The 20,914-nt window shown below is 67.9% G+C and carries 26 protein-coding genes and 4 tRNA genes; 23 read left to right on the top strand and 7 right to left on the bottom strand.

Features of this window, described 5'->3' with window-relative positions; translation table 11 throughout:
- Positions 1–184: 184 nt before the first annotated feature.
- Together ACWPOC_RS22560 and ACWPOC_RS22555 are read right to left on the bottom strand one after the other, a co-directional pair.
- Positions 185–568, bottom strand: a complete 384-nt coding sequence (locus ACWPOC_RS22560) for a VOC family protein (RefSeq protein WP_120280040.1) — start codon at positions 566–568, stop codon at positions 185–187.
- A gap of 2 nt (positions 569–570) precedes the next feature.
- Positions 571–1,017: a hypothetical protein gene (locus ACWPOC_RS22555; RefSeq protein ID WP_060650869.1), complete on the bottom strand. Its 447-nt coding sequence runs from the start codon at positions 1,015–1,017 to the stop codon at positions 571–573.
- Between the two features lie 185 nt (positions 1,018–1,202).
- Here ACWPOC_RS22555 and ACWPOC_RS22550 point away from each other — a divergent pair, with 185 nt between their 5' ends.
- On the top strand, positions 1,203–1,499 hold the full coding sequence (locus ACWPOC_RS22550) for a DUF4193 domain-containing protein (RefSeq protein ID WP_120280039.1): 297 nt from the start codon (positions 1,203–1,205) through the stop codon (positions 1,497–1,499).
- Positions 1,500–1,585: 86 nt separating this feature from the next.
- Here the strand turns inward: ACWPOC_RS22550 and ACWPOC_RS22545 are convergent, their stop codons facing one another.
- A complete protein-coding gene (locus tag ACWPOC_RS22545; RefSeq protein WP_024101698.1) occupies positions 1,586–2,479 on the bottom strand; it encodes a 1,4-dihydroxy-2-naphthoyl-CoA synthase in 894 nt (297 codons plus the stop codon).
- A gap of 64 nt (positions 2,480–2,543) precedes the next feature.
- Here ACWPOC_RS22545 and ACWPOC_RS22540 point away from each other — a divergent pair, with 64 nt between their 5' ends.
- The 3 genes from ACWPOC_RS22540 (at position 2,544) to ACWPOC_RS22530 (ending at position 4,700) form a co-directional block, all read left to right on the top strand.
- Complete coding sequence (locus tag ACWPOC_RS22540; RefSeq protein ID WP_120280038.1) at positions 2,544–3,176, top strand: PaaI family thioesterase; 633 nt, start codon at positions 2,544–2,546, stop codon at positions 3,174–3,176.
- A 23-nt stretch (positions 3,177–3,199) separates the two neighbouring features.
- Positions 3,200–4,186 carry an o-succinylbenzoate synthase gene (locus tag ACWPOC_RS22535; protein ID WP_159419158.1) on the top strand — a complete coding sequence of 329 codons (987 nt, stop codon included), beginning with the start codon at positions 3,200–3,202 and terminating at the stop codon, positions 4,184–4,186.
- A 73-nt stretch (positions 4,187–4,259) separates the two neighbouring features.
- Positions 4,260–4,700, top strand: coding sequence for a DUF6918 family protein (locus ACWPOC_RS22530; RefSeq protein WP_120280037.1), 441 nt, complete (start codon positions 4,260–4,262; stop codon positions 4,698–4,700).
- 43 nt (positions 4,701–4,743) lie between these two features.
- Here ACWPOC_RS22530 and ACWPOC_RS22525 read toward each other — a convergent pair whose 3' ends face one another.
- The gene (locus ACWPOC_RS22525) at positions 4,744–5,604 is read right to left on the bottom strand and encodes a siderophore-interacting protein (RefSeq protein WP_183070549.1); all 861 of its coding nucleotides are present in this window, start codon (positions 5,602–5,604) and stop codon (positions 4,744–4,746) included.
- Between the two features lie 83 nt (positions 5,605–5,687).
- On the bottom strand, positions 5,688–6,293 hold the full coding sequence (locus ACWPOC_RS22520; RefSeq protein ID WP_120280035.1) for a flavin reductase family protein: 606 nt from the start codon (positions 6,291–6,293) through the stop codon (positions 5,688–5,690).
- Positions 6,294–6,345: 52 nt separating this feature from the next.
- Here ACWPOC_RS22520 and menD point away from each other — a divergent pair, with 52 nt between their 5' ends.
- From menD to ACWPOC_RS22500, 4 genes are all read left to right on the top strand, one after another.
- Positions 6,346–7,965 (top strand): 2-succinyl-5-enolpyruvyl-6-hydroxy-3-cyclohexene-1-carboxylic-acid synthase, encoded by a 1,620-nt coding sequence (menD, locus tag ACWPOC_RS22515; RefSeq protein ID WP_120280034.1) that lies wholly within the window; start codon positions 6,346–6,348, stop codon positions 7,963–7,965.
- The gene (locus tag ACWPOC_RS22510; RefSeq protein ID WP_120280033.1) at positions 7,962–8,414 is read left to right on the top strand and encodes a DUF3592 domain-containing protein; all 453 of its coding nucleotides are present in this window, start codon (positions 7,962–7,964) and stop codon (positions 8,412–8,414) included. The genes menD and ACWPOC_RS22510 overlap by 4 nt, the downstream gene beginning before the upstream one ends.
- Before the next feature lie 82 nt (positions 8,415–8,496).
- Positions 8,497–9,639: a glycosyltransferase family 4 protein gene (locus ACWPOC_RS22505; protein WP_455409362.1), complete on the top strand. Its 1,143-nt coding sequence runs from the start codon at positions 8,497–8,499 to the stop codon at positions 9,637–9,639.
- Between the two features lie 39 nt (positions 9,640–9,678).
- A complete protein-coding gene (locus ACWPOC_RS22500; RefSeq protein WP_071935515.1) occupies positions 9,679–10,380 on the top strand; it encodes a demethylmenaquinone methyltransferase in 702 nt (233 codons plus the stop codon).
- Between the two features lie 20 nt (positions 10,381–10,400).
- Here ACWPOC_RS22500 and ACWPOC_RS22495 read toward each other — a convergent pair whose 3' ends face one another.
- Positions 10,401–11,672 carry a geranylgeranyl reductase family protein gene (locus tag ACWPOC_RS22495; RefSeq protein ID WP_455409361.1) on the bottom strand — a complete coding sequence of 424 codons (1,272 nt, stop codon included), beginning with the start codon at positions 11,670–11,672 and terminating at the stop codon, positions 10,401–10,403.
- 112 nt (positions 11,673–11,784) lie between these two features.
- Here ACWPOC_RS22495 and ACWPOC_RS22490 point away from each other — a divergent pair, with 112 nt between their 5' ends.
- Positions 11,785–12,831, top strand: a complete 1,047-nt coding sequence (locus tag ACWPOC_RS22490; protein WP_120280030.1) for a polyprenyl synthetase family protein — start codon at positions 11,785–11,787, stop codon at positions 12,829–12,831.
- Positions 12,832–12,932: 101 nt separating this feature from the next.
- Entirely contained in the window at positions 12,933–13,793 is an 861-nt protein-coding gene (gene htpX / locus ACWPOC_RS22485; protein ID WP_024101689.1) for a zinc metalloprotease HtpX, read from the top strand.
- A 98-nt stretch (positions 13,794–13,891) separates the two neighbouring features.
- Here the strand turns inward: htpX and ACWPOC_RS22480 are convergent, their stop codons facing one another.
- The gene (locus tag ACWPOC_RS22480; protein ID WP_006552295.1) at positions 13,892–14,383 is read right to left on the bottom strand and encodes a YajQ family cyclic di-GMP-binding protein; all 492 of its coding nucleotides are present in this window, start codon (positions 14,381–14,383) and stop codon (positions 13,892–13,894) included.
- A 149-nt stretch (positions 14,384–14,532) separates the two neighbouring features.
- On the opposite strand from ACWPOC_RS22480, the gene ACWPOC_RS22475 reads away from it, so the two are divergent.
- The 13 genes from ACWPOC_RS22475 (at position 14,533) to rplL (ending at position 20,824) form a co-directional block, all read left to right on the top strand.
- Positions 14,533–14,615, top strand: a tRNA-Tyr gene (locus ACWPOC_RS22475).
- Between the two features lie 308 nt (positions 14,616–14,923).
- A tRNA-Thr gene (locus tag ACWPOC_RS22470) sits at positions 14,924–14,996 on the top strand.
- Positions 14,997–15,039: 43 nt separating this feature from the next.
- A tRNA-Met gene (locus tag ACWPOC_RS22465) sits at positions 15,040–15,115 on the top strand.
- A gap of 59 nt (positions 15,116–15,174) precedes the next feature.
- On the top strand, positions 15,175–15,342 hold the full coding sequence (rpmG, locus tag ACWPOC_RS22460) for a 50S ribosomal protein L33 (protein ID WP_003941903.1): 168 nt from the start codon (positions 15,175–15,177) through the stop codon (positions 15,340–15,342).
- Between the two features lie 84 nt (positions 15,343–15,426).
- Positions 15,427–16,011 (top strand): (3R)-hydroxyacyl-ACP dehydratase subunit HadA, encoded by a 585-nt coding sequence (gene hadA, locus ACWPOC_RS22455; protein ID WP_159417761.1) that lies wholly within the window; start codon positions 15,427–15,429, stop codon positions 16,009–16,011.
- Positions 16,008–16,433 carry a (3R)-hydroxyacyl-ACP dehydratase subunit HadB gene (hadB, locus tag ACWPOC_RS22450; RefSeq protein ID WP_019291230.1) on the top strand — a complete coding sequence of 142 codons (426 nt, stop codon included), beginning with the start codon at positions 16,008–16,010 and terminating at the stop codon, positions 16,431–16,433. Before hadA ends, hadB begins: the two co-directional genes overlap by 4 nt.
- Positions 16,434–16,612: 179 nt before the next feature.
- Positions 16,613–16,685, top strand: a tRNA-Trp gene (locus ACWPOC_RS22445).
- Between the two features lie 32 nt (positions 16,686–16,717).
- Complete coding sequence (gene secE, locus ACWPOC_RS22440) at positions 16,718–17,143, top strand: preprotein translocase subunit SecE (RefSeq protein ID WP_120280027.1); 426 nt, start codon at positions 16,718–16,720, stop codon at positions 17,141–17,143.
- A 50-nt stretch (positions 17,144–17,193) separates the two neighbouring features.
- Positions 17,194–18,027 (top strand): transcription termination/antitermination protein NusG, encoded by an 834-nt coding sequence (gene nusG, locus ACWPOC_RS22435; protein ID WP_230791088.1) that lies wholly within the window; start codon positions 17,194–17,196, stop codon positions 18,025–18,027.
- 95 nt (positions 18,028–18,122) lie between these two features.
- Positions 18,123–18,557: a 50S ribosomal protein L11 gene (rplK, locus tag ACWPOC_RS22430; RefSeq protein ID WP_006552290.1), complete on the top strand. Its 435-nt coding sequence runs from the start codon at positions 18,123–18,125 to the stop codon at positions 18,555–18,557.
- A gap of 117 nt (positions 18,558–18,674) precedes the next feature.
- Positions 18,675–19,388: a 50S ribosomal protein L1 gene (gene rplA, locus ACWPOC_RS22425; RefSeq protein ID WP_016932671.1), complete on the top strand. Its 714-nt coding sequence runs from the start codon at positions 18,675–18,677 to the stop codon at positions 19,386–19,388.
- A 398-nt stretch (positions 19,389–19,786) separates the two neighbouring features.
- On the top strand, positions 19,787–20,314 hold the full coding sequence (gene rplJ, locus ACWPOC_RS22420) for a 50S ribosomal protein L10 (protein WP_006552288.1): 528 nt from the start codon (positions 19,787–19,789) through the stop codon (positions 20,312–20,314).
- A gap of 123 nt (positions 20,315–20,437) precedes the next feature.
- Complete coding sequence (gene rplL / locus ACWPOC_RS22415) at positions 20,438–20,824, top strand: 50S ribosomal protein L7/L12 (protein WP_024101686.1); 387 nt, start codon at positions 20,438–20,440, stop codon at positions 20,822–20,824.
- Positions 20,825–20,914: the final 90 nt, after the last annotated feature.

Here is a 20,914-nt window from a genome sequence, read left to right as displayed (position 1 = left end):
TTGTGGGGTAGCGGGCAGGTGAATGTACAGCGACGGGGGTGTGAATTCTGCGTCTCGCCGTGATGCCCGACCGGTTCTTTCGGACTCCGACCATGAGCGGAGTGCAGAGCAGACCGCGCGGCTTGTGTGCAAGATCACCGGCGCCGCGCGACTGCCTCCTGCCGTGCCCGGGTACCTCCGTTCGTCAACGGAGGTCGCGCCGCAAGGGATGGTCCTCGGGGATCTGCACCAGGACGATCGGAATCCCGTCGGGATCGGCGATCCACAGCTCGTGCAGTCCCCACGGCTCCTGCTTCGCGCCCCGGACGATGCGCACGCCCTTCAGCGCCAGTTCGGCCTCGGCGTCGTAGACGTCGCGCACCTGGAGCCACAGGGCCCCGTGGAACACCTCGTCGCTGTCGTCGGATCGGCCGTGCGCGGCGACCTCGATGAGCGACTGCCCCGCGAAGAAGACGGTTCCGCCGGGATACTCGCGGGCGATCGCCAGTCCCAGCGTCGAGCCGTAGAACTCGAGGGCGGCCCCGTGGTCGCGCGGACGGAGGATGGTGCGGCTGCTGAGGATCTCCACCGTCACTGCTCCTCGGCCGGGCAGGCCTCGTGATGGCGGCGGCCGTGTGTGCGCCGCGATTCCTTCATCTCGGCTTCGAAAAGGTGACGTCGTCCCTGCACGAGTTCGTCGCGCACCTGCTTCTCGAAAGTGCGGAAGTCCGACCAGTAGCCGTCGTCGAACTCCTCGACGAGCTGGAAGGTCCAGCGACCCTCGGCGATGTTACGTCCGATGATCTCGGTACCGAGACGCTCGGCGATCTCGTCGTGCCCGGCCTCGCGGAACAACTCCTCGGCGTCGCCGGTGAGCAGATCGGCGCGACCCATCAGCTGATGGAAGGCATAGAGATGGCCCCGCGCCTGCTCGACGGTCTCGAGGGCCTCGGACAATTTGCCGGTCGCTTTCACAGTGGCGTCGGAGACGCCTTCCGGGCGGGTGTGGGCGGTTCGCGGACTCTGGCGATCGGTCATGTCCCACAGTGTGCCCGAGAGCACACGGTTCGAACGTAACTGGACATATGTGTTTGACGAAGCTTCCGGTGGGACATTACTGACGGCAACGGTGCCCATGACAGCGCCGGCCTGCCACAGCGGGTCCGACGCAGCCGCGACCCGCGGCTGCGCGGCACCGCCGACAACGAGTGAGGAGAACTGCCATGGCGACCGACTACGACGCTCCCCGCACCACCGACATCCTGGGCGGCGGTGGCACTGCCCTGGACGAGCTGGACATCAAGCCCATCGCGGCCGCCGACACCGACGAGGGCGAGATCCTCGAGACCCTCGACCTGCCCGGCGCCGACCTCTCGGCACTGTCGGCGGAGGAGCTCTCGGTCCAGGTCCTGCCGAAGCAGTCGGACGAGTTCACCTGCATGGGCTGCTTCCTCGTCCAGCACCACAGCCGTCGCGCGACGGGCGACGGCGAGCAGGCCTACTGCCGCGACTGCGTCTGACCTTCCGTCCGACGACCCTCCTTGCGCGGCGAACCGGGCCTTGCACCTGCTGTAGCAGGGGCGAAGCCCGGTTCGCCGCGTCAGGATCAGTAGTAGTGCGGGTAGGGCGACCAGTCGGGCTCGCGCTTCTCGAGGAAGGCGTCGCGACCCTCGATCGCTTCGTCGGTCATGTAGGCCAGACGCGTGGCCTCGCCCGCGAACAACTGCTGACCGACGAGGCCGTCGTCCTGCAGGTTGAAGGCGTACTTGAGCATGCGCTGCGCCTGCGGCGACTTGCCGTTGATCTTCTGCGCCCACTCCAGCGCGACGTTCTCGAGCTCGTCGTGGTCGACGACCTTGTTCACCGCACCCATGTGGTGCATCTCCTCGGCCGTGTAGGTGTCGCCGAGGAAGAAGATCTCCCGCGCGAACTTCTGGCCGACCATCTTGGCCAGGTAGGCGCTGCCGTAGCCGCCGTCGAAGCTGCCCACGTCGGCGTCGGTCTGCTTGAAGCGGGCGTGCTCGCGGGAGGCGAGCGTCAGGTCGCACGTGACGTGCAGGCTGTGCCCGCCACCGGCGGCCCAGCCGTTGACCAGAGCGATGACGACCTTCGGCATGAACCGGATCAGCCGCTGGACCTCGAGGATGTGCAGCCGGCCGGCGCGGGCCTTGTCGACGGTGTCGGCGGTCTCGCCGCTCGCGTACTGGTAGCCGCTGCGGCCACGGATCCGCTGGTCGCCGCCGGAGCAGAACGCCCATCCGCCGTCCTTCGGGCTCGGGCCGTTGCCCGTGAGCAGCACGACGCCGACGTCGGAGGTGGTCCGCGCATGGTCGAGCACGCGGTAGAGCTCGTCGACGGTGTGCGGACGGAAGGCGTTGCGCACCTCGGGACGATCGAACGCGACGCGGACCGTGCCCTGCGTGACGTGTCGGTGATAGGTGATGTCGGTGAGGTTCTCGAACCCGGGTACCGGGCGCCACAATTCTGGATCGAAGGTCACCTCGTCACCATAAAGGGCCGGGCATCGCGGCGACGTGCGCTGCCGCCCGATAACGTGCACAACCATGAGCGAGCAGACCGATCCCCGCGACGACTACGAACACCACGGCGGATTCCCGGTCTACGAACCGGTGAAGGCGGGGCCGAACTACGGTCGCTTCGTCGAGACCTTCCGGCGTCTGCAGGATCTGATGGTCTCCACGAACCCGCCGGACGAAGTCGTCGACCGAGCGATCGAGCAGACCGAGGCCCTCGTCGACCTGCTCGCCGAGCACGCCGTGCCCGAGGGCCGCTCGCCCGCCGGATTCAACGTCGACCTGCCCGGACGCGGCAGCGCGCTGCTGCTGCCGTGGACGATCGAGAAGTACGGACCGGACGGTGTCCGTGAGCGCGGCGTCTTCCGTCGCTACCACCTCGGAGGCAACGGGGCCGCGCACGGCGGCACGCTGCCGCTGCTGTTCGACGACCTGTTCGGCATGGTCATCCACGCCAACGGCCGGCCGATCGCCCGCACCGCCTATCTTCACGTCAACTATCGCAGGATCACCCCGATCGAGACCGAACTCGTCGTCGACGGCTGGGTCGAGCGGGTGGACGGACGCAAGGCCTTCTGCAAGGCCGAACTGCGCGATGTCGACGGCAACCTCCTCGCCGACTGCGAGGCACTGATGGTCCAGTTGCTGCCGGGCCAACCGTGATCTCGCTGCCCCTCCCGTCCTCGCTGCCCCTCCCGTCCGCGGACGAATTGCTCGACGGGGCAGTCGTTATCTCGCTGCCCATGCGCGTCCGGTTCCGCGGCATCACCGAACGCGAGGTGCTGTTGCTGCGCGGACCCGCCGGGTGGGGTGAGTTCGGGCCGTTCCCCGAATACGGCGACGACGAGGCGGCGCACTGGTTGCAGTCGGCGATCGAAGCGGCCTGGCAGGGGCATCCGGCCCCGCGCCGCGCCCGGATCGCGGTCAACGCGACCGTGCCCGCCATCGGCCCGGAGCGCGTCCCCGAGGTCCTCGCCCGGTTCCCCGGCGCGCGCACCGCGAAGGTGAAGGTCGCCGAACCGGGCCAGGATCTCGCGCAGGATGTCGCTCGTGTCCGGGCCGTGCGCGAACACGTGCCCAATGTCCGGATCGACGCGAACGGAGGCTGGAGCGTGGCCGAGGCGGTCCGCGCGCTCACGGCACTCACGGCCGACGGTCCGCTCGAATACGCCGAGCAGCCGTGCGCGACCGTCCCCGAACTCGTCGAGGTTCGCCGCCGCCTGCCCGGGGTGCGCATCGCGGCGGACGAGAGCATCCGCCGCGCCGAGGATCCCCTGCGGGTCGTGCGGGCCGGGGGAGCGGACGTCGCCGTCGTGAAGGTCGCACCGCTCGGCGGGGTCCGACGTCTCGTCGCGCTCGCCGACGAACTCGCCGGGCACGGCGTCGAGGTGGTCGTCTCGAGCGCTCTCGACTCCGCGGTGGGGATCGCCACCGGTCTCGCGGCGGCCGCGGCCCTACCCGACCTCCCGTACGCCTGCGGCCTGGGCACGGGCGGCTTCTTCGAGGCCGACGTCGCGCCGGCTCTGCACATGTCCGACGGAGCGCTCGATGTCGTCGCGGTCGAGCCCGAACCCGGGCGGCTCGATGCGCTGCGGGCCGAACCCGACCGAGTCGAGTGGTGGTGCGAGCGGGTGCGTCGGTGCCGTACGGTGCTGGCCGGACGCGGACTGTGATGAGGCGGAATCGTCGTATATCGTTCCCCGCGTCCCAACGGTCACAAGTGTCACATCTACGGAGGCAGTGAAAGTGGTTGCAGCTCTGGGCGATGCCCTCCTCGGCGCCGACAAGTTCCCGGCGGTCAAGGCAGACGTCGAAGCCCTGATCGATGCTGAGGTGTCGGACAAGAAGGGTGCGTCCGGTCTCGCCCTCAAGGGTGGCTACGCAGCAGTGAAGAAGGTCGGCCCGGGCATCGTGCCGGGTGCCGTCGAAGGTCTGCTGCCCGAATTCGTCGAGAAGCTCCAGCCGTTCTGGGTGGAGTACGCAGGCAACGGTTCGTTCGCGGACTTCCTGGTCGCCCGCGGCGACGTCGTCGCCGACGCTCTCCTCGGCGTGACCGACGAGCGCATCGCCGGCACGTCGAAGACCGCAGTGAAGCGGGCCTACGACTCGCTGCGCCCCTCGGCCAAGAAGCACGTCGTCGAGGCCCTACCGCGCCTGGGTGATCTCATCCAGAAGCACGCCGGCTGAGCCGACACCAGCGACGTCCGTCGTTCCGGGGAAGTTCGGGCCGTCAGTAGACGGGCTCGCCGTACTTCCAGTAGCCGATGAAGGTCACCGCCGACCGGTCCCAGCCGCACTCGCGCACGAGATAACGGCGCACACCGGTCGCGAGCGACGACTCGCCCGCGACGAACGCGTGGGCGGAATCCGACGACGGGGTCGACTCCCGCACCGCGTCGGCGACGAGACTGCCCGGAACCGCCTCGCCATCCGTCCTGATCACCGGATGCACCCGTACGTTCTCGCCCGTCCGCAGGGCCTGGGCGGTGAGGTCGTCGGGGTGCGGAACCTCGACGAAGACCTCCACGGCCGCAAGCGGGTCGAGAGCAAGAATCGAGTCGAGGATGCCCGCTACGGCGGGCACCGCGCTCTCGTCGCCGACGAGCAGCCACGACCGTGCCTCGTCGAGAGGCAGGTTGCTGATGCCCTCGTCGAGGATGCCGATCTCGTCACCGGGCTGCGCCCGCTCCGCCCACGCCGAGGCCGGGCCCAGATCGCCGTGCGACGCGAAATCGATCTCGATCTCGGAGGTCGGGCCGAACAGCCCGGTGCCCGCAGGTCGCACGCGGCGGAACGTGTAGTTCCGCAGCACCGGACGCCGATCCTCGGGTAGCTCCTGGTATTCGGGCCACCAACGGTCGTCGGTCGCACCGGGGAGGGTCAGTTCCTGCTGCTCCGGGGTGGGGAAGAACATGCGGAACCAGTGGTCGAAGCCCATCGGTGCGATCGAGTCGACGTCGTCGCCACCGACGGTGATGCGCACGAAGGTCGGGCTGATCCGTTCGGCGGCGAGTACCTGCGCGCGCACCATCCGCCGCGACTCGGGCTTGAGATAGGGATTGCGCCGTGCGGTTCCGGTGCTCTTCGCCATACGGCCCTCCGAGGTTGCTCGGATGCCACCACTGACGACGTGCAGCATCCCGACGATCGTTCAGCGGAGCCTAACCTGTGTCCTCACCCGGGAGTGCCGGGCCGTTGCAGTCTCCGCACCGCGGGCGTCAGTCCCCATTCCGTCCGCCCCAACCGGCTCACCGCGCCGAGCGCCGCGAAGTCGGGGGCACTGTCCTCCGCCAGCACCTCCGAATCGACGGTCACGGCGAGGACGTCGCCCATCACGACGAACGAGTCGCCGATCTCGATCACACGGTGCAACCGGCACTCGATCGAGGCGGGTGCCTCCGCGACCCGCGGGGGCCGCACCCGCTCGCTCGGCTCGGCGTGCAGACCCACCTCGGTGAACTCGTCGATGTCGTGCGGGAACGCCGCCGACGAGGCGTTGACCTTCTCCATCAACGACACGGTCGCGATGTTGATCACGAACTCGCCCGTCTGCTCGATGTTCCGCAGACTGTCCTTCCGGCCCACGGACGTGAACTGCACGACCGGCGGGGCCGTACTCGCCACCGTGAAGAAGCTGTACGGAGCGAGATTGAACACACCGTCCTCGGCCTCGGTGGACACCCACGCGATCGGTCTCGGCACGATTGTCGCGGTGAGAAGGCGGTAGAAGCGGCCGGGACTCGACTCGTCGGGATCGAAGACTGTGCGCACGGCCTCCATTCTGACCGCACCTCTACCCGGCCACATTTCCGGCGCAATTACCCTGGACTCCGTGAATCCGTCCACTGCCCAGGCCACTGCTGTCGTCGACGAACTCGCCCGGGGCGGTGTTCGGGACGTCGTGCTGTGCCCGGGCTCGCGCAACGCGCCGCTCGCCTTCGCGCTCCAGGCCGCCGACAGCGCAGGACGTCTGCGCCTGCACATGCGTATCGACGAGCGCACCGCCGGATTCCTCGCGATCGGCCTGGCCCTCGCCTCGGGGCGTCCCGTCCCGGTCGTCATGACCTCCGGTACCGCCGTGGCCAACCTCGCGCCGGCCGTGCTCGAGGCGAACTATGCTCGCGTCCCATTGGTCGTGCTCAGCGCCAATCGCCCCTACGAACTGCTCGGATCCGGTGCGAACCAGACCGTCGAACAACTCGGGTTGTTCGGCAGCCAGGTGCGCGCCACCATCAGCCTCGGCCTCGCCGAAGGCATCGAACAGAACAGCCAGTGGCGTTCGGCGGTCTCCCGGGTTCTCGCCGCCGCCCGCGGAACCCGCTCGGGCAACGCAGGCCCGGTCCACTTCGACATCCCGCTGCGCGAACCGCTCGTGCCCGAGCTCGACGCGAAGGGCCCGGTGCCCGAGGGCCGTCCCGACGGCAAGGCCTGGACCACCACGGTGCACGCCACCCTCGACGTCCCGCTCGAGATCGACCTGACCCCCGACACGATCGTCGTCTCCGGTCACGGTTCCGCCCACCGCCCCGAACTGTCCGGGCTGCCGACCGTCGCCGAACCCACCGCACCGTTGCACGGCATCCCGGTGCATCCGATGGCGCTGCCGCACCTGAAGCCGCGCCAGGCGATCATCACCGGACGGCCCACCCTGCACCGCCCGGTGTCGAACCTGCTCGCCGACCCCGCCGTCACCGTGTACGCGCTGACCACCGGCCCGCGTTGGCCCGACGTCTCGGGCAACGTCATCGCGACCGGCACCCGCGCCGTGGTGTCGGGAACACCCGACGAGGCGTGGCTCGAACGATGCCGCCAGCTGTCGGCGCACACCGACAAGGCTGTGCGCGCCCAGCTCGACGGGCACCCGAAGGCCACCGGACTGCACGTCGCCGCGGTGGTCACGGATTCGCTGAAGCCCGGCGACCAGCTGCTGCTCGGGGCGTCGAACCCGGTGCGCGACGCGGCGCTCGTGAGCTACCCGAAGCCCGACGTGAAGGTGCTGTCCAACCGCGGTGTCGCCGGGATCGACGGCACGGTCTCCACCGCCGTCGGTGCCGCACTCGCCTACGAGCAGGGACGGACCGTCGCGCTGCTCGGCGACCTGACCTTCCTGCACGACGCATCGGGCCTGCTCATCGGGCCGTCGGAGCCGCGGCCGCAGAACCTCACCATCGTCGTCGCGAACGACGACGGCGGCGGAATCTTCGAACTGCTCGAACAGGGCGACCCGCAGTACGCAGGTGTCTTCGAGCGTGTTTTCGGCACCCCGCACGGCATGGACCTCGCGGCACTGTGCGCGGCCTACCGCGTTCCGCACGAGCGGGTGGATCTGCAGGGACTCGCGCTCGTCCTTGCGGACGACGCTGCGCCGCCCGCGGGCATCCGTGTGGTCGAGGTCACCACGGATCGGGCCGGGCTGCGCGAACTGCACGCGGCGGTGCGAGCGCAGCTGTGAGCGGACCCGAGCGCGCGCGGCGCGCGGTTGTCATCGTCGCGGCGGCGATCTCCGCCCTCGCGGTGATCCTGTTCCTCGGCGCCCTCCGCAACGACCTCACCATCCGCTCCGACACGGGCACGGCCGTCGCCGAGGTGCTCTCGGCCGGCTCCCTGCGGTCCGCCGTGAGTTTCGTCACTCCCGATGGTGTGACGCACAATCCCGAGCTCGGTGTTCTGTATCCGACGGGGTTGACCGCCGGGCAGCGGATCGCCGTGGAGTACGCCCGGAGTGATCCCGATCTCGTTCGTGTGACCGGTCGCGACGCCCGCGTCGCCCTGATCCCCACCGGGTCGGTGATCGTCGTCACATGGCTGATCGCCACGCCGGTGCTGATGTGGCTGCGGCGGAGGGCGACCGCCGCACCCGCTGTCGCTCCCGACGTGAAGGATCGACACCTGCAGATGTGACGAACGAAACGTTCGTCGCGACTTCGTCCCTCGGTCACCGGGCTCGCACCTGCTCGACTCGCAGGCTCGCCACGCTGTCGGCGTGCGAGTAGCCATCGTCGCGGAATCCTTCCTCCCGAACGTCAACGGCGTCACCAACTCGGTGCTCCGCGTCCTCGAGCACCTCGACCGCACCGGACACGACGCGCTGGTCGTCGCACCCGACACGATCGCAGGCCGGCCACCCGCTCCGTCCGACCATCGCGGGACACCCGTCCACCGTGTACCGGCGGTGCGCGTACCGAGGATCAGCTCCCTCCCGGTGGGCGTGCCAGGACCGGAACTCCTTCCGGTGCTGCGCACCTTCGCGCCGGACGTGGTGCACCTCGCGTCCCCGTTCGTGCTCGGTGCCGGCGGTCTCGCCGCCGCGGGACGCCTCGACGTTCCGACGGTCGCGATCTATCAGACGGACGTGGCCGGATTCGCCTCCAGCTACGGGCTCGGCCTCGCGGCGCGTGCGTCCTGGCGGTGGACTCGTCGCCTGCACCGCGGCTGCGATCTCACCCTCGCCCCCTCGACCGCCGCCGTGGACGACCTCGTGGCCCACGGCATCCCGCGCGTGCGGCGCTGGTCGCGGGGCGTCGACACCGACCGCTTCGCGCCGTCCCAGCGGGACGAGGACCTGCGCGCCCGCTGGTCGCCGGACGGCCGCCCGATCGTCGGTTTCGTGGGACGCCTCGCGCCCGAGAAGCACGTCGAGCGGCTCGCGATCCTCGCCCACGACCCGCGGCTGCAGCTCGTCGTCGTCGGCGACGGTCCCGAACGGTCGCGGCTCGAACGACAGTTGCCGTCGGCCGTGTTCACCGGGCAGCTCGGGGGAGAGGAACTGGCCCGCGCCCACGCGAGCCTCGACGTCTTCGTCCATCCCGGTGAACACGAGACCTTCTGCCAGGCCGTGCAGGAAGCCCTGGCGAGCGGGGTCCCGGCGATCGTGCCGGACGCGGGCGGACCACGCGATCTCGTCGCCCACTGCCGCAACGGTTACCGACTGCCGGTGGACCGCTTCGTCGAACTGCTGCCCCGAGCCGTCGCTGCGCTGCTCGCTCCCGGGATCCGGGACGAGTTCGGTGGTGCGGCACGCCGTGGAGTGCTCGGACGCACCTGGCCCGTGCTGTGCGACGAGTTGCTCGCCCATTACCGGCGGGTGCAGGGACTGCCCGCGCACGCGCTCCGCCGCGCCGCGTGAGCGCCGGCGTCCACTAGGGGAGCGGGTAACGTTTCGGCCGTGGCAACAACTCACGGATCGCGCGCGTCGCTCGACAAGGACCCGCGTGAGGTCGCGTCCATGTTCGACGGGGTCGCTGCACGCTACGACCTGACCAACACCGTCCTGTCGTTCGGGCAGGACCGCGGGTGGCGTCGCGCGACCCGTGCGGCTCTCGACCTGAAGCCGGGCGAGCGGGTGCTCGACCTGGCCGCCGGCACCGGGGTCTCCACCGTCGAACTCGGGCGGTCCGGCGCGTGGGTCGTCGCCACCGATTTCTCCAAGGGCATGTTGCACGCCGGTGAGTTCCGCAACGTCCCGATGGTCGCGGGCGACGCGATGAAACTGCCGTTCGCCGACGCGGTCTTCGACGCCGCGACCATCTCCTTCGGCCTGCGCAACGTCGCCGACCCGGACGAGGGACTGCGCGAGATCGCCCGGGTGGTCAAGCCGGGTGGACGCCTCGTGGTGTGCGAATTCTCCACGCCGGTCCGGGAACCGCTGCGCACCGTCTACATGGAGTACCTGATGCGGACGCTGCCGCGGGTCGCGCGGGCGGTCAGCAGCAATCCCGACGCCTACGTCTACCTCGCCGAATCGATCCGGGCCTGGCCCGATCAGGAACAGCTCGCCCGACGCATCGAGGCCGCGGGCTGGAGCGACGTGAAGTGGCGCAATCTCACCGGGGGAATCACCGCCCTGCACCGCGCGGTACGCAAGTAGCCGCAGTAGTCGCGCGGCACTCAGGCGAAGAGCGGTTGCCGATCCCAGCGCATCGAGAGATGACCGCTCGTCCGCCACACCCGGGCCACGAGGTCGGCGTCCTCGTCGGTGACGAGATTGCCCATCACCCGCACCGCGACCGACATCATCGTCCGCGACCGCATCGCGATCGGGCCGGTCGCCGGCAGGAACTTCGGGATCGTGAGCAGGCTCGCGAGGCGACGCGCGGTGGAGAACGCGCGGCCGTAGTGGGAGCGCAGCGTCGTAGGCCACAGGTCGGTGAGGTCGTCGGAGTCGAGCAGCCCGGCGATCAGCCGACCACCTTCGAGTCCGTAGTCGATGCCCTCGCCGTTGAGCGGATTGACGCACGCCGCGGCGTCGCCGATCAGCGCCCAGTTCCTGCCCGCGACCCCCGACACGGCTCCGCCCATGGGCAGCAGCGCCGACGCCACGCGCGTCACCTCGCCGAGCTCCCATTCGGTGCGGCGTTGCCGCGCGTAGAGGTCGATGAGCGGTCGCAGCGATCCGCTCGCGGGTCGCGAGGCGGTCGCGAGGGTTCCCACTCCCAGGTTCACCTCGCCGGTGCCGAGCGGGAACACCCAGCCGTAGCCCGGCTGGACGGCGCCCGCGTCGTCGCGCAGTTCGAGGTGCGAGGTGATCCACGGATCGTCGCTGCGCGGGGAGGTGGCGTAGGCCCGCGCGGCCACGCCGTAGGTGGTGGCGCGGTGCCAGCGACGACCGAGCACCTTACCGAGGGGAGAGCGCACCCCGTCCGCGACGATCAGCATGCGGCAGCGGACGGTCCGCGGTCCGTCGGCGGTGCGGAAGATCACGGCCGAGACCCGGTCGCCCTCGCGTTCGACGTCGACGGCCTTCGTTCCGTCCACGGCGCGGGCACCCGAGTCGAGCGCGACCTGCCGGATCCGGGCGTCGAGTTCGGTGCGCGGCACGGCGCTGCCCACGACCGGGAACGACGAGTCGGGCCAGGGGAGTTCGAAGCGGCCACCGAAGCCCTCGAGACGCAGACCGCGGTTGACGGTGCGGGTGCGCAGCCAGTCGCCGAGGCCGAGTTCGTCGAGTTCGGCGACGGCGCGTGGGGTCAGTCCGTCACCGCAGGTCTTGTCGCGAGGGAAGGTCGCGGCATCGACGAGCAACACCTCACGGCCGGCGCGGGCAGCCCACGCTGCGGCGGCGGAACCGGCTGGACCGGCACCGACGACGAGAACATCGGTACTGTCGGGAACGCAGGACTGGGATTGCCGCGGATCTCGCGCGGAGTGTTCGGCCACCACCGCTCCATCTTCTCAGGCCGCGATCGGCCGCCTCGACGAGGTGGATCGGCGAACGAACGGCTAGGTTCACTACGGTGAAGTCGAGGCGACAGAACAGGATGGGTACGTCATCGTGAGCACTGAGGGGGCGGCTCGGACCGCCGGTTCGGCCGATGCGGCGCCGAGCACCGTCGTGGCCGGTGTGGAACTCGGCGATCCGGTCCTCGCCGCGACAGTCGGGGACGGCCTCGCGAGCGTCGAGAAACTCCTGGTCGAGGAACTGTCCGACGGTGAGGACTTCCTGACGGAGGCCGCGCTGCACCTGGCGAAGGCGGGTGGCAAGCGATTCCGGCCGCTGTTCACGATCCTCACCGCGCAGCTCGGGCCGAAACCCACCGATCCCGCCGTGGTGACGGCGGCGACCGTCGTCGAGCTCGTGCACCTCGCGACGCTCTACCACGACGACGTGATGGACGAGGCGACGATGCGTCGCGGTGCCCCGAGCGCCAACGTGCGCTGGGGCAACAGCGTCGCGATCCTCGCCGGCGACTATCTGTTCGCGCACGCCTCACGGCTGGTGTCGACCCTGGGTCCGTCGGCCGTGCAGATCATCGCGGAGACGTTCGCCGAGTTGGTCACCGGTCAGATGCGCGAGACCATCGGTGCGCGCACCAACGACGACCCGGTCGAGCACTACCTGCGGGTGATCTGGGAGAAGACCGGTTCTCTAATTGCCGCCAGCGGTCGCTTCGGCGGAACGTTCTCGGGTGCCGATGCCGAGCACGTCGAGCGTCTCGAACGGCTCGGCGACGCCGTCGGCACCGCCTTCCAGATCGTCGACGACATCATCGACATCGCGTCCGACACCACGGAGTCGGGCAAGACCCCCGGAACCGATCTCCGCGAGGGTGTGTACACCCTGCCGGTGCTCTACGCGCTGCGGGAGACCGGACCGGAAGCAGATCGCCTGCGCGAACTGCTCGTCGGTCCCATCGAGGACGAAGCACACGTCGCCGAGGCGCTCGAACTGCTCGTCCGCTCGCCGGGGATGGATGCGGCGAAGGCGACCCTCGCGACCTACGCCGCCCGCGCCCACGCCGAACTCGACGCCCTGCCGCAGGGCCCGGCGAACGAGGCGCTGCGTCGCCTCGTGGATTTCACCGTCGCCCGCGTCGGCTGACGGACCGTCGTGTCGTCCCGCCCCGATCGGGGCGGGAACCTCGCCGTGCGCTCGTTCGTTGGACGAACGAGTGGGGAATCGTGGTGCGGAAGGGGTGCGACGTGCACGGATACTCGAACCGTCTCAAGACGGCCGGTCTGTTGATCGGAATGTCCGCGCTGATCGTGTTCGTCGGAGCGTTGTTCGGCAATTCGACGATCCTGCTGATATCGATCGTGCTCGCGGTCGGCATGAACGGTTACGCGTACTTCAACAGCGACAAGCTCGCCCTCCGAGCGATGCACGCCCAGCCGGTCACGGAGGTGCAGGCACCGGCGATGTACCGGATCGTGCGCGAACTCGCGACCGCGGCGCATCAGCCCATGCCGCGGCTCTACATCAGCCCCACCAACGCCCCCAACGCCTTCGCCACGGGACGTAACCCGCGCAACGCCGCCGTGTGCTGCACGACGGGCATCCTGGAGATCCTGAACGAACGGGAACTGCGCGCGGTGCTCGGCCACGAACTCGCGCACGTCTACAACCGCGACATCCTCATCTCGTCGGTCGCCGGCGCGATGGCCGCCGTCATCTCGGGTCTGGCGAACTTCGCGTTCTTCGCGTCGGCCTTCGGCAACCGGGAGGGTGGCGCGAATCCACTGGCGCTGCTGCTGGTTTCCCTGCTCGGCCCCATCGCGGCATCGGTCGTCAAGCTCGCCGTGTCGAGGTCGCGGGAGTACCAGGCCGACCAGTCCGGTGCCGAGCTCACCGGCGATCCGCTGGCCCTCGCGTCGGCGCTGCGCAAGCTCGCTCTCGGCACGCAGGCCGCGCCGCTGCCGCCCGAACCGAAGCTCGCGGCCCAGTCGCACCTGATGATCGCCAACCCGTTCCGGGCGGGCGACAAGATGAGCCGGTTGTTCTCGACGCATCCGCCGATGGCCGACCGCATCGAACGACTCGAGCGCATGGCCGGGATCCGCTGACGGACGGCACCCCACAGACGACACCTCAGACGACTCCGCCCACGACGAAGGTCGCGGGCGGAGTCGTAGGGAGGGCTTCGTCGGCCGCGGCCGACGAACTAGCGGTAGTTGACGAACTGTAGGGCGATGTCGAGGTCGGCGTTCTTGAGCAGCGAGATGACGGCCTGCAGGTCGTCGCGCTTCTTGCTGCTCACGCGCAGCTCCTCGCCCTGGATCTGCGCCTTGACGCCCTTCGGGCCCTCGTCACGGATGAGCTTGGAGATCTTCTTGGCATTCTCCTGGCTGATGCCCTGCACCAGCGTGCCGGTGATCTTGTAGACCTTGCCGGACTGGGTCGGCTCACCGGCGTCGAAGGACTTGAGCGACAGGTCGCGGCGGATCAGCTTCTCCTTGAAGACCTCCAGCGCGGCGAGCGCGCGGTCCTCGGTCTCGGCCGAGATCGTGATGGCTTCGTCGCCCGACCACTCGATGTGCGCCCCGGTGTTCCGGAAATCGAAGCGGTTGGCGATCTCCTTCGCCGCCTGGTTCAGCGCGTTGTCCACTTCCTGGCGGTCGACCTTGCTCACCACATCGAACGACGAATCAGCCACGTCTCACTCCACTTCCGGGTTGGTCTGTAAGGGTTCTGTCCACCCGACGCTATCGGGTCGCGCGGGGCTGTGACCACTCGGTTTGCGTTTCGGGGGGGTATGCGTTGTATTCTTCCAAACGCATCGAGGACGCGGTCCCGATCGCACCCGGCAGGTTGCCCGAGCGGCCAATGGGAGCGGACTGTAAATCCGTCGGCTTACGCCTACGTAGGTTCGAATCCTACACCTGCCACCGGAACGGCCCCGGTTCTTCGGAACCGGGGCCGTTCTGCATTCCGGGGCCCTTACGGTGCGGGCTCCGGAATGTGGGTCCTGCTCTCCCCGAGGTTCCGGGCGGCTCGGCACGCCGTGCCGTTCCGCCTCGCGCCCGGTGCCCGCCGCCGGCCCGCCGCGCACGTACGTGTGGGCACGGGTGCGTGCCGGTGTGCAGCGCTCGGAGGGGAGCGGCGTTTATGGGCCTCTACCAGCGGATTTTGCACCAGGACCGAGTGTGTGTAATCTTTTGGAGGCCGCAGCGAGCAGAGATGCTCCGGAGGCCACGCCCCCTTAGCTCAGTCGGCAGAGCGTTTCCATGGTAAGGAAAAGGTCGACGGTTCGATTCCGTCAGGGGGCTCGCTGGATTGAGGTGCCGCCTTCGTAGCGACACTCGGCACCGAGGCGGTGTAGCTCAGTTGGTAGAGCAAACGACTCATAATCGTTGCGTCGCCGGTTCAAGTCCGGTCACCGCTACCAAAAGTTCATTGATCCACCCTGATCGATACTGATCGGATTGACGCGAAAGAAGGCATCCCGTGGCCTCCTCTACTGACGTTCGGCCGAAGATCACCTTGGCCTGCGAGGTGTGCAAGCACCGCAACTACATCACGAAGAAGAACCGTCGCAACGACCCCGACCGGCTCGAACTGAAGAAGTTCTGCCCGAACTGCGGTACGCACCAGTCGCACCGCGAGTCCAAGTAGCCGGTCGGAACGACGTCGACGCGTAAGGTCTCCGCAATACCGACCGTGCCAGTTGGCGTCGTCGGAATTGCGGAGGTTTTGCGTATGACGAACGTACTCGAGAACCAGGAATCGGTGGACGCGACCGAACAGGCCGGGATCCCGTTCGATGCCGCCGCGCACGCCAAGTCCATGGTCGGTCACCACTACCGGGTGGACGACTACTACGAGGTCGGTCGCGAGAAGATCCGCGAGTACGCCCGTGCCGTGCGCGATTCGCATCCGGCCCATCACGACGACGACGCAGCCCGCGGGCTGGGATACGACGGAGTGATCGCGCCGTTGACCTTCGTCTCGATCGTCGGCATGATCGCGCAGCGCAAGCTGTTCGAAGAGGTCGTCACCGGTTACGACCTGAGCCAGATCATGCAGACCGACCAGCGGATGGTCTACCACCGCCCGATCCAGGCCGGCGACAGGCTGTTCTGCGACGTCTACCTCGACGACTTCCGCCAGGCGGCCGGCAGCGACATCATCACCACCAAGAACGTGATCACGGATCAGTACGACAATCTCGTGCTCACCTCGTGGACGACGCTCGTCGCCCGTTCCGGTGGCGAGGTCGACGACAACATCGCGCACGCGGTCAAGGATGTGGTGATGCACAGTGACACCGGTGATGCACAGTGACACTCCGTAGTTTCGCGGATGTCGCGGTAGGGGACGAGCTTCCGTCGAAGGTCGTCACGCTCACGCGCGGAAATCTGGTCAACTATGCAGGTGTGTCGGGTGATCCCAACCCGATCCACTGGAGCGACAAGGTGGCCGAACTGGCCGGCTTGCGCGACGTCGTCGGGCACGGCATGCTCTCGATGGGCATCGCGGCCGGCTTCGTCACGGAGTGGCTGGGAGACCCCGGCGCGGTGACCGAATACAACGTTCGGTTCACCAGTCCGGTATATGTGGAGGCCGACAAGGCCGCCGAGATCGAGTTCACCGGCAAGATCAAGTCGGTGGACGCGGAGAGCAAGACAGCAGTGGTCGCTATCGTGGCGAAGTCCGACGGTCGTAAGATCTTCGGTCGCGCCACGGCAACGGTCCGTTTGGCCTGACGGCCGAGCGGATTGGGTTTGTCCCGGGGCAATGCAGTACACTTAGGCTTCTGGGATCGCATAGCAGCGCGCTGCTCTACGAAGGCCGTAACGGCCCGACGGGGTAGCGCGCGTGTCATGTGGTCGCAGATGGGTCGGTTCCGGACACTCGCTTCGTACGAGTGTGGATGTCCGACCAGAGGGGCGTAGCTCAATTGGCAGAGCAGCGGTCTCCAAAACCGCAGGTTGCAGGTTCAAGTCCTGTCGCCCCTGCCCCCGGACTGCCAGCGACCGAGAGGAACGATGTGAGCGAGGAGCGCGGTCAGCGCCACAGCGGCACCGCAGGGAACATCCCCGGCGACGCTGGAACGGCTACCGGCGCGACCCCCGACGGTTCCTCCGCGGCTGCTCGGCCGACCGGCAAGCGGGCCACCCGTCGTGGTGCAGCCGATTCCTCGGCATCCACGACGAGCGCGGTGTCCATGAAGAAGACGTCGCGTTCGGCCACGGCCGTGAGCGATCGTCCCGCCGCGAAGTCCGAGAACATCTTCAAGCGACTCGTGCGCTTCTTCCGTGAGGTCGTCGCCGAGCTCCGCAAGGTGATCTGGCCCAACCGCAAGCAGTTGACCACCTACACACTCGTGGTCCTTGCGTTCGTGACCGTCATGACGGCGTTCATCTTCGGATTGGATCTGGCGTTCGTACAGGGCGTCAGCTGGTTGTTCGGTTAGCGCCTGTCCGCGCGAGACGAAAAATGTGATCGACGAGAGGAAAGTGCCCGGTGAGCACCCCCGAGAACGACTCGTACGAGGCTTCGGCCGAGGAGCACGTTTCGGACGAGGCCTTGGTTGACGACGTGACGGCCGAGTCGGCGGATGCGGACACCGAGGTCTCCGAGTCCGACGCTGCTGTCGAGTCCGGCACCGATGCCGAGACCGAGGTCGAGGTCTCCGACGCAGCGGAGGGCACCGACGCCGCCGCCGAAGAGGACGAGGTCGACCCGGCCGAGGCCCTCGAGAAGCAGCTGCGGCGCGAGCCCGGCGACTGGTACGTCGTGCACTCCTACGCCGGCTACGAGAACAAGGTCAAGACCAACCTCGAGACTCGCGTCCAGAACCTCGACCTCGCCGATTACATCTTCCAGGTCGAGGTGCCGACCGAAGAGGTCACCGAGATCAAGAACGGTCAGCGCAAGCAGGTCAACCGCAAGGTCCTGCCCGGCTACATCCTCGTCCGGATGGAACTCAACGACGAGTCGTGGGGCGCCGTCCGGAACACGCCCGGCGTGACCGGCTTCGTCGGAGCCACGTCGCGTCCGTCGCCGCTGACGATCAAGGAGGTCGTGAAGTTCCTCCTCCCGCAGCAGGCGAAGAAGAAGCCGGCGGCCGGTGCTCCGACCGCAGGCGAGCAGGCTCCCGCCGCCGCTGCGAAGCCCGCCATCGAGGTGGACTTCGAGGTCGGCGAGTCCGTCACCGTGATGGACGGCCCGTTCGCGACGCTGCCCGCCTCCATCAGCGAGGTCAACGCCGAGCAGCAGAAGCTCAAGGTCCTGGTGTCGATCTTCGGCCGTGAGACTCCCGTGGAGTTGTCGTTCAACCAGGTGTCGAAGATCTGACGATCCCCAGGATCCGACGGCGCCGGCATCCGGCGCGCACAAGCTTGCAGTAGCAGTACGCAAGAACCACACCGAGCAAGAAACTAGGAATAGAGATGCCCCCCAAGAAGAAGAAGATCGCCGGGCTCATCAAGCTCCAGATCCAGGCCGGCCAGGCCAACCCGGCTCCGCCGGTCGGCCCCGCGCTGGGTCAGCACGGCGTCAACATCATGGAGTTCTGCAAGGCGTACAACGCGGCGACCGAGTCGCAGCGTGGCAACGTCGTGCCGGTCGAGATCACGGTCTACGAGGACCGCTCGTTCGACTTCAAGCTGAAGACCCCGCCGGCCGCGAAGCTCCTGCTCAAGGCCGCAGGCGTGCAGAAGGGCTCCGGCGAGCCGCACAAGACCAAGGTCGCCAAGGTGACCATGGATCAGGTGCGCGAGATCGCCAAGACCAAGCAGGAAGACCTGAACGCCAACGACATCGAGGCTGCCGCGAAGATCATCGCCGGCACCGCTCGGTCGATGGGCATCACGGTCGAGGGCTGAGCCCCTCGCTGTTCCGGGGCTCCGTCCCCGGGCCTGCAGTAGCACTCGTGGGAGGGCCGGCCAGGCCCGCTACCACGCCCGAACCATTCACCTGCCGGTGAGAAGTTAGGAAAGAACATGGCAAAGCGCAGCAAGGCATACCTCGCCGCGGCCGAGAAGATCGACTCGGACAACCTGTACAGCCCCCTCGCAGCTGCGAAGCTCGCGAAGGAGACCACCTCGAAGAACTACGACGCCACCGTCGAGGTCGCGATGCGACTCGGTGTGGATCCCCGCAAGGCGGACCAGATGGTGCGCGGCACGGTCAACCTGCCGCACGGCACGGGTAAGACCGCTCGCGTCATCGTCTTCGCGGTGGGCGAGAAGGCTGCCGAGGCCGAGGCCGCAGGTGCCGACGTCGTGGGCGCCGAGGATCTGATCGAGCGCATCCAGGGCGGCTGGCTGGACTTCGACGCCGCGATCGCGACCCCCGACCAGATGGCGAAGGTCGGTCGTATCGCCCGCGTCCTCGGTCCCCGTGGTCTGATGCCGAACCCGAAGACGGGCACGGTCACCCCGGACGTCGCGAAGGCCGTCACCGACATCAAGGGTGGCAAGATCAGCTTCCGCGTCGACAAGAACGCCAACCTGCACTTCGTGATCGGCAAGGCCTCGTTCGACGAGACCAAGCTGGTCGAGAACTACGCTGCTGCTCTGGACGAGGTGCTCCGCGCCAAGCCGTCCAGCGCGAAGGGCCGCTACATCAAGAAGGTCACGATCGCTACGACCACCGGCCCGGGCATCCCGGTGGACCCGCAGCGCACCCGCAACCTCCTCGAGACCGCGGAGTAATTCGCACTGCACGCAATGGATTTGCGTCCTGAGGCGGCCGGTACAGCATCGCTGTGCCGGCCGTTTTGCATTTCGCGGACATCGTCCGCTACAGTGGTCGGGTAGTTCGGCGTGCGCCGATCTTCACCCCGATCATGTTCTACCCAAGACCGTTGGTCACCGAATCCGCGTGCGGATCGGTTGAAGGTCCGGAGTTGTCCGGCGGCCCACGCAGGAGGACGAGGTTAGGGGAGATGTGAACCGCGATGTGCCTTCCGGGTGCATTCGAGTTCCTCCTCCTTGTACGCCCCGTGTGCCCTGCGCCGGGGCGTTCGTCGTTTTCCGGTCCCGGCGGTCGTCCGGTGGGGCGTCCCACTCGGGACACCGGGAAAACGACTGTTACTGAGAGGAGGCGAAGTATGGCAAAGCCCGAGAAGGTTTCCGCAGTTGCGGAGATCACCGAGCAGTTCAAGACCTCCACCGCTGCCGTGATCACGGAATACCGTGGTCTGTCGGTGGGAAGTCTGACCGAGCTGCGTCGCGCTCTCGGAGAGGGTGCCACCTACTCCGTCGCCAAGAACACCCTGGTCAAGCGTGCCGCCGCTGAGGCGGGCGTCGAGGGTCTCGACGACCTGTTCGTCGGTCCGACCGCCATCGCGTTCGTCAAGGGCGAAGCGGTGGACGCTGCGAAGGCTCTGAAGAACTTCGCGAAGGACAACAAGGCTCTCGTCATCAAGGGCGGCTACATGGACGGCGCTGCGCTGTCCGTGGAGCAGGTCAACCAGATCGCGGACCTCGAGTCCCGCGAGGTGCTGTTGGCCAAGCTCGCCGGCGCGATGAAGGGCAACTTGGCAAAGGCCGCAGGCCTGTTCAACGCCCCCGCTTCTCAGGTGGCCCGCCTCGCGGCCGCTCTGCAGGAGAAGAAGGCGGGCGAAGAAGCCGCCTGACGCTGATCCGCATCACTGCGAATCTGCATCACCGCGAAAGATACATCCACGCGTGCTCCGGCACGCACCATCCCATCCGGTCGCGGATCAGCGACATGGGACTTATCAGGAAGGACCGCCACCATGGCGAAGCTCACCACCGAAGAGCTGCTCGACGCGTTCAAGGAACTGACCCTGCTCGAGCTCTCGGAGTTCGTTAAGGCATTCGAGGAGACCTTCGAGGTCACCGCTGCTGCTCCGGTTGCCGTCGCTGCCGCCGGTGCTCCGGCCGCTGCTGCCGAGGCCGAGTCCGAGCAGGACGAGTTCGACGTCATCCTCGAGGGTGCCGGCGAGAAGAAGATCCAGGTCATCAAGGTCGTTCGCGAGATCGTCTCCGGCCTGGGCCTGAAGGAAGCCAAGGACCTCGTCGAGGGTGCTCCGAAGCCGATCCTCGAGAAGGTCGCCAAGGACGCTGCCGACGCTGCCAAGGCCAAGCTCGAAGAGGCCGGCGCCAAGGTCACCGTCAAGTAAGACGGTTTCCGACCTTCCCCGTCGAGCGTTCCGACGCTCTCCGGGACGGTTCCGCAGAAGGGACGTTTCCACAAATTCACCTCGCAGAAA

It is taken from the genome of Rhodococcus sp. 5G237, assembly GCF_053764735.1.
This window is presented reverse-complemented; position numbering and strand designations above follow the sequence as displayed.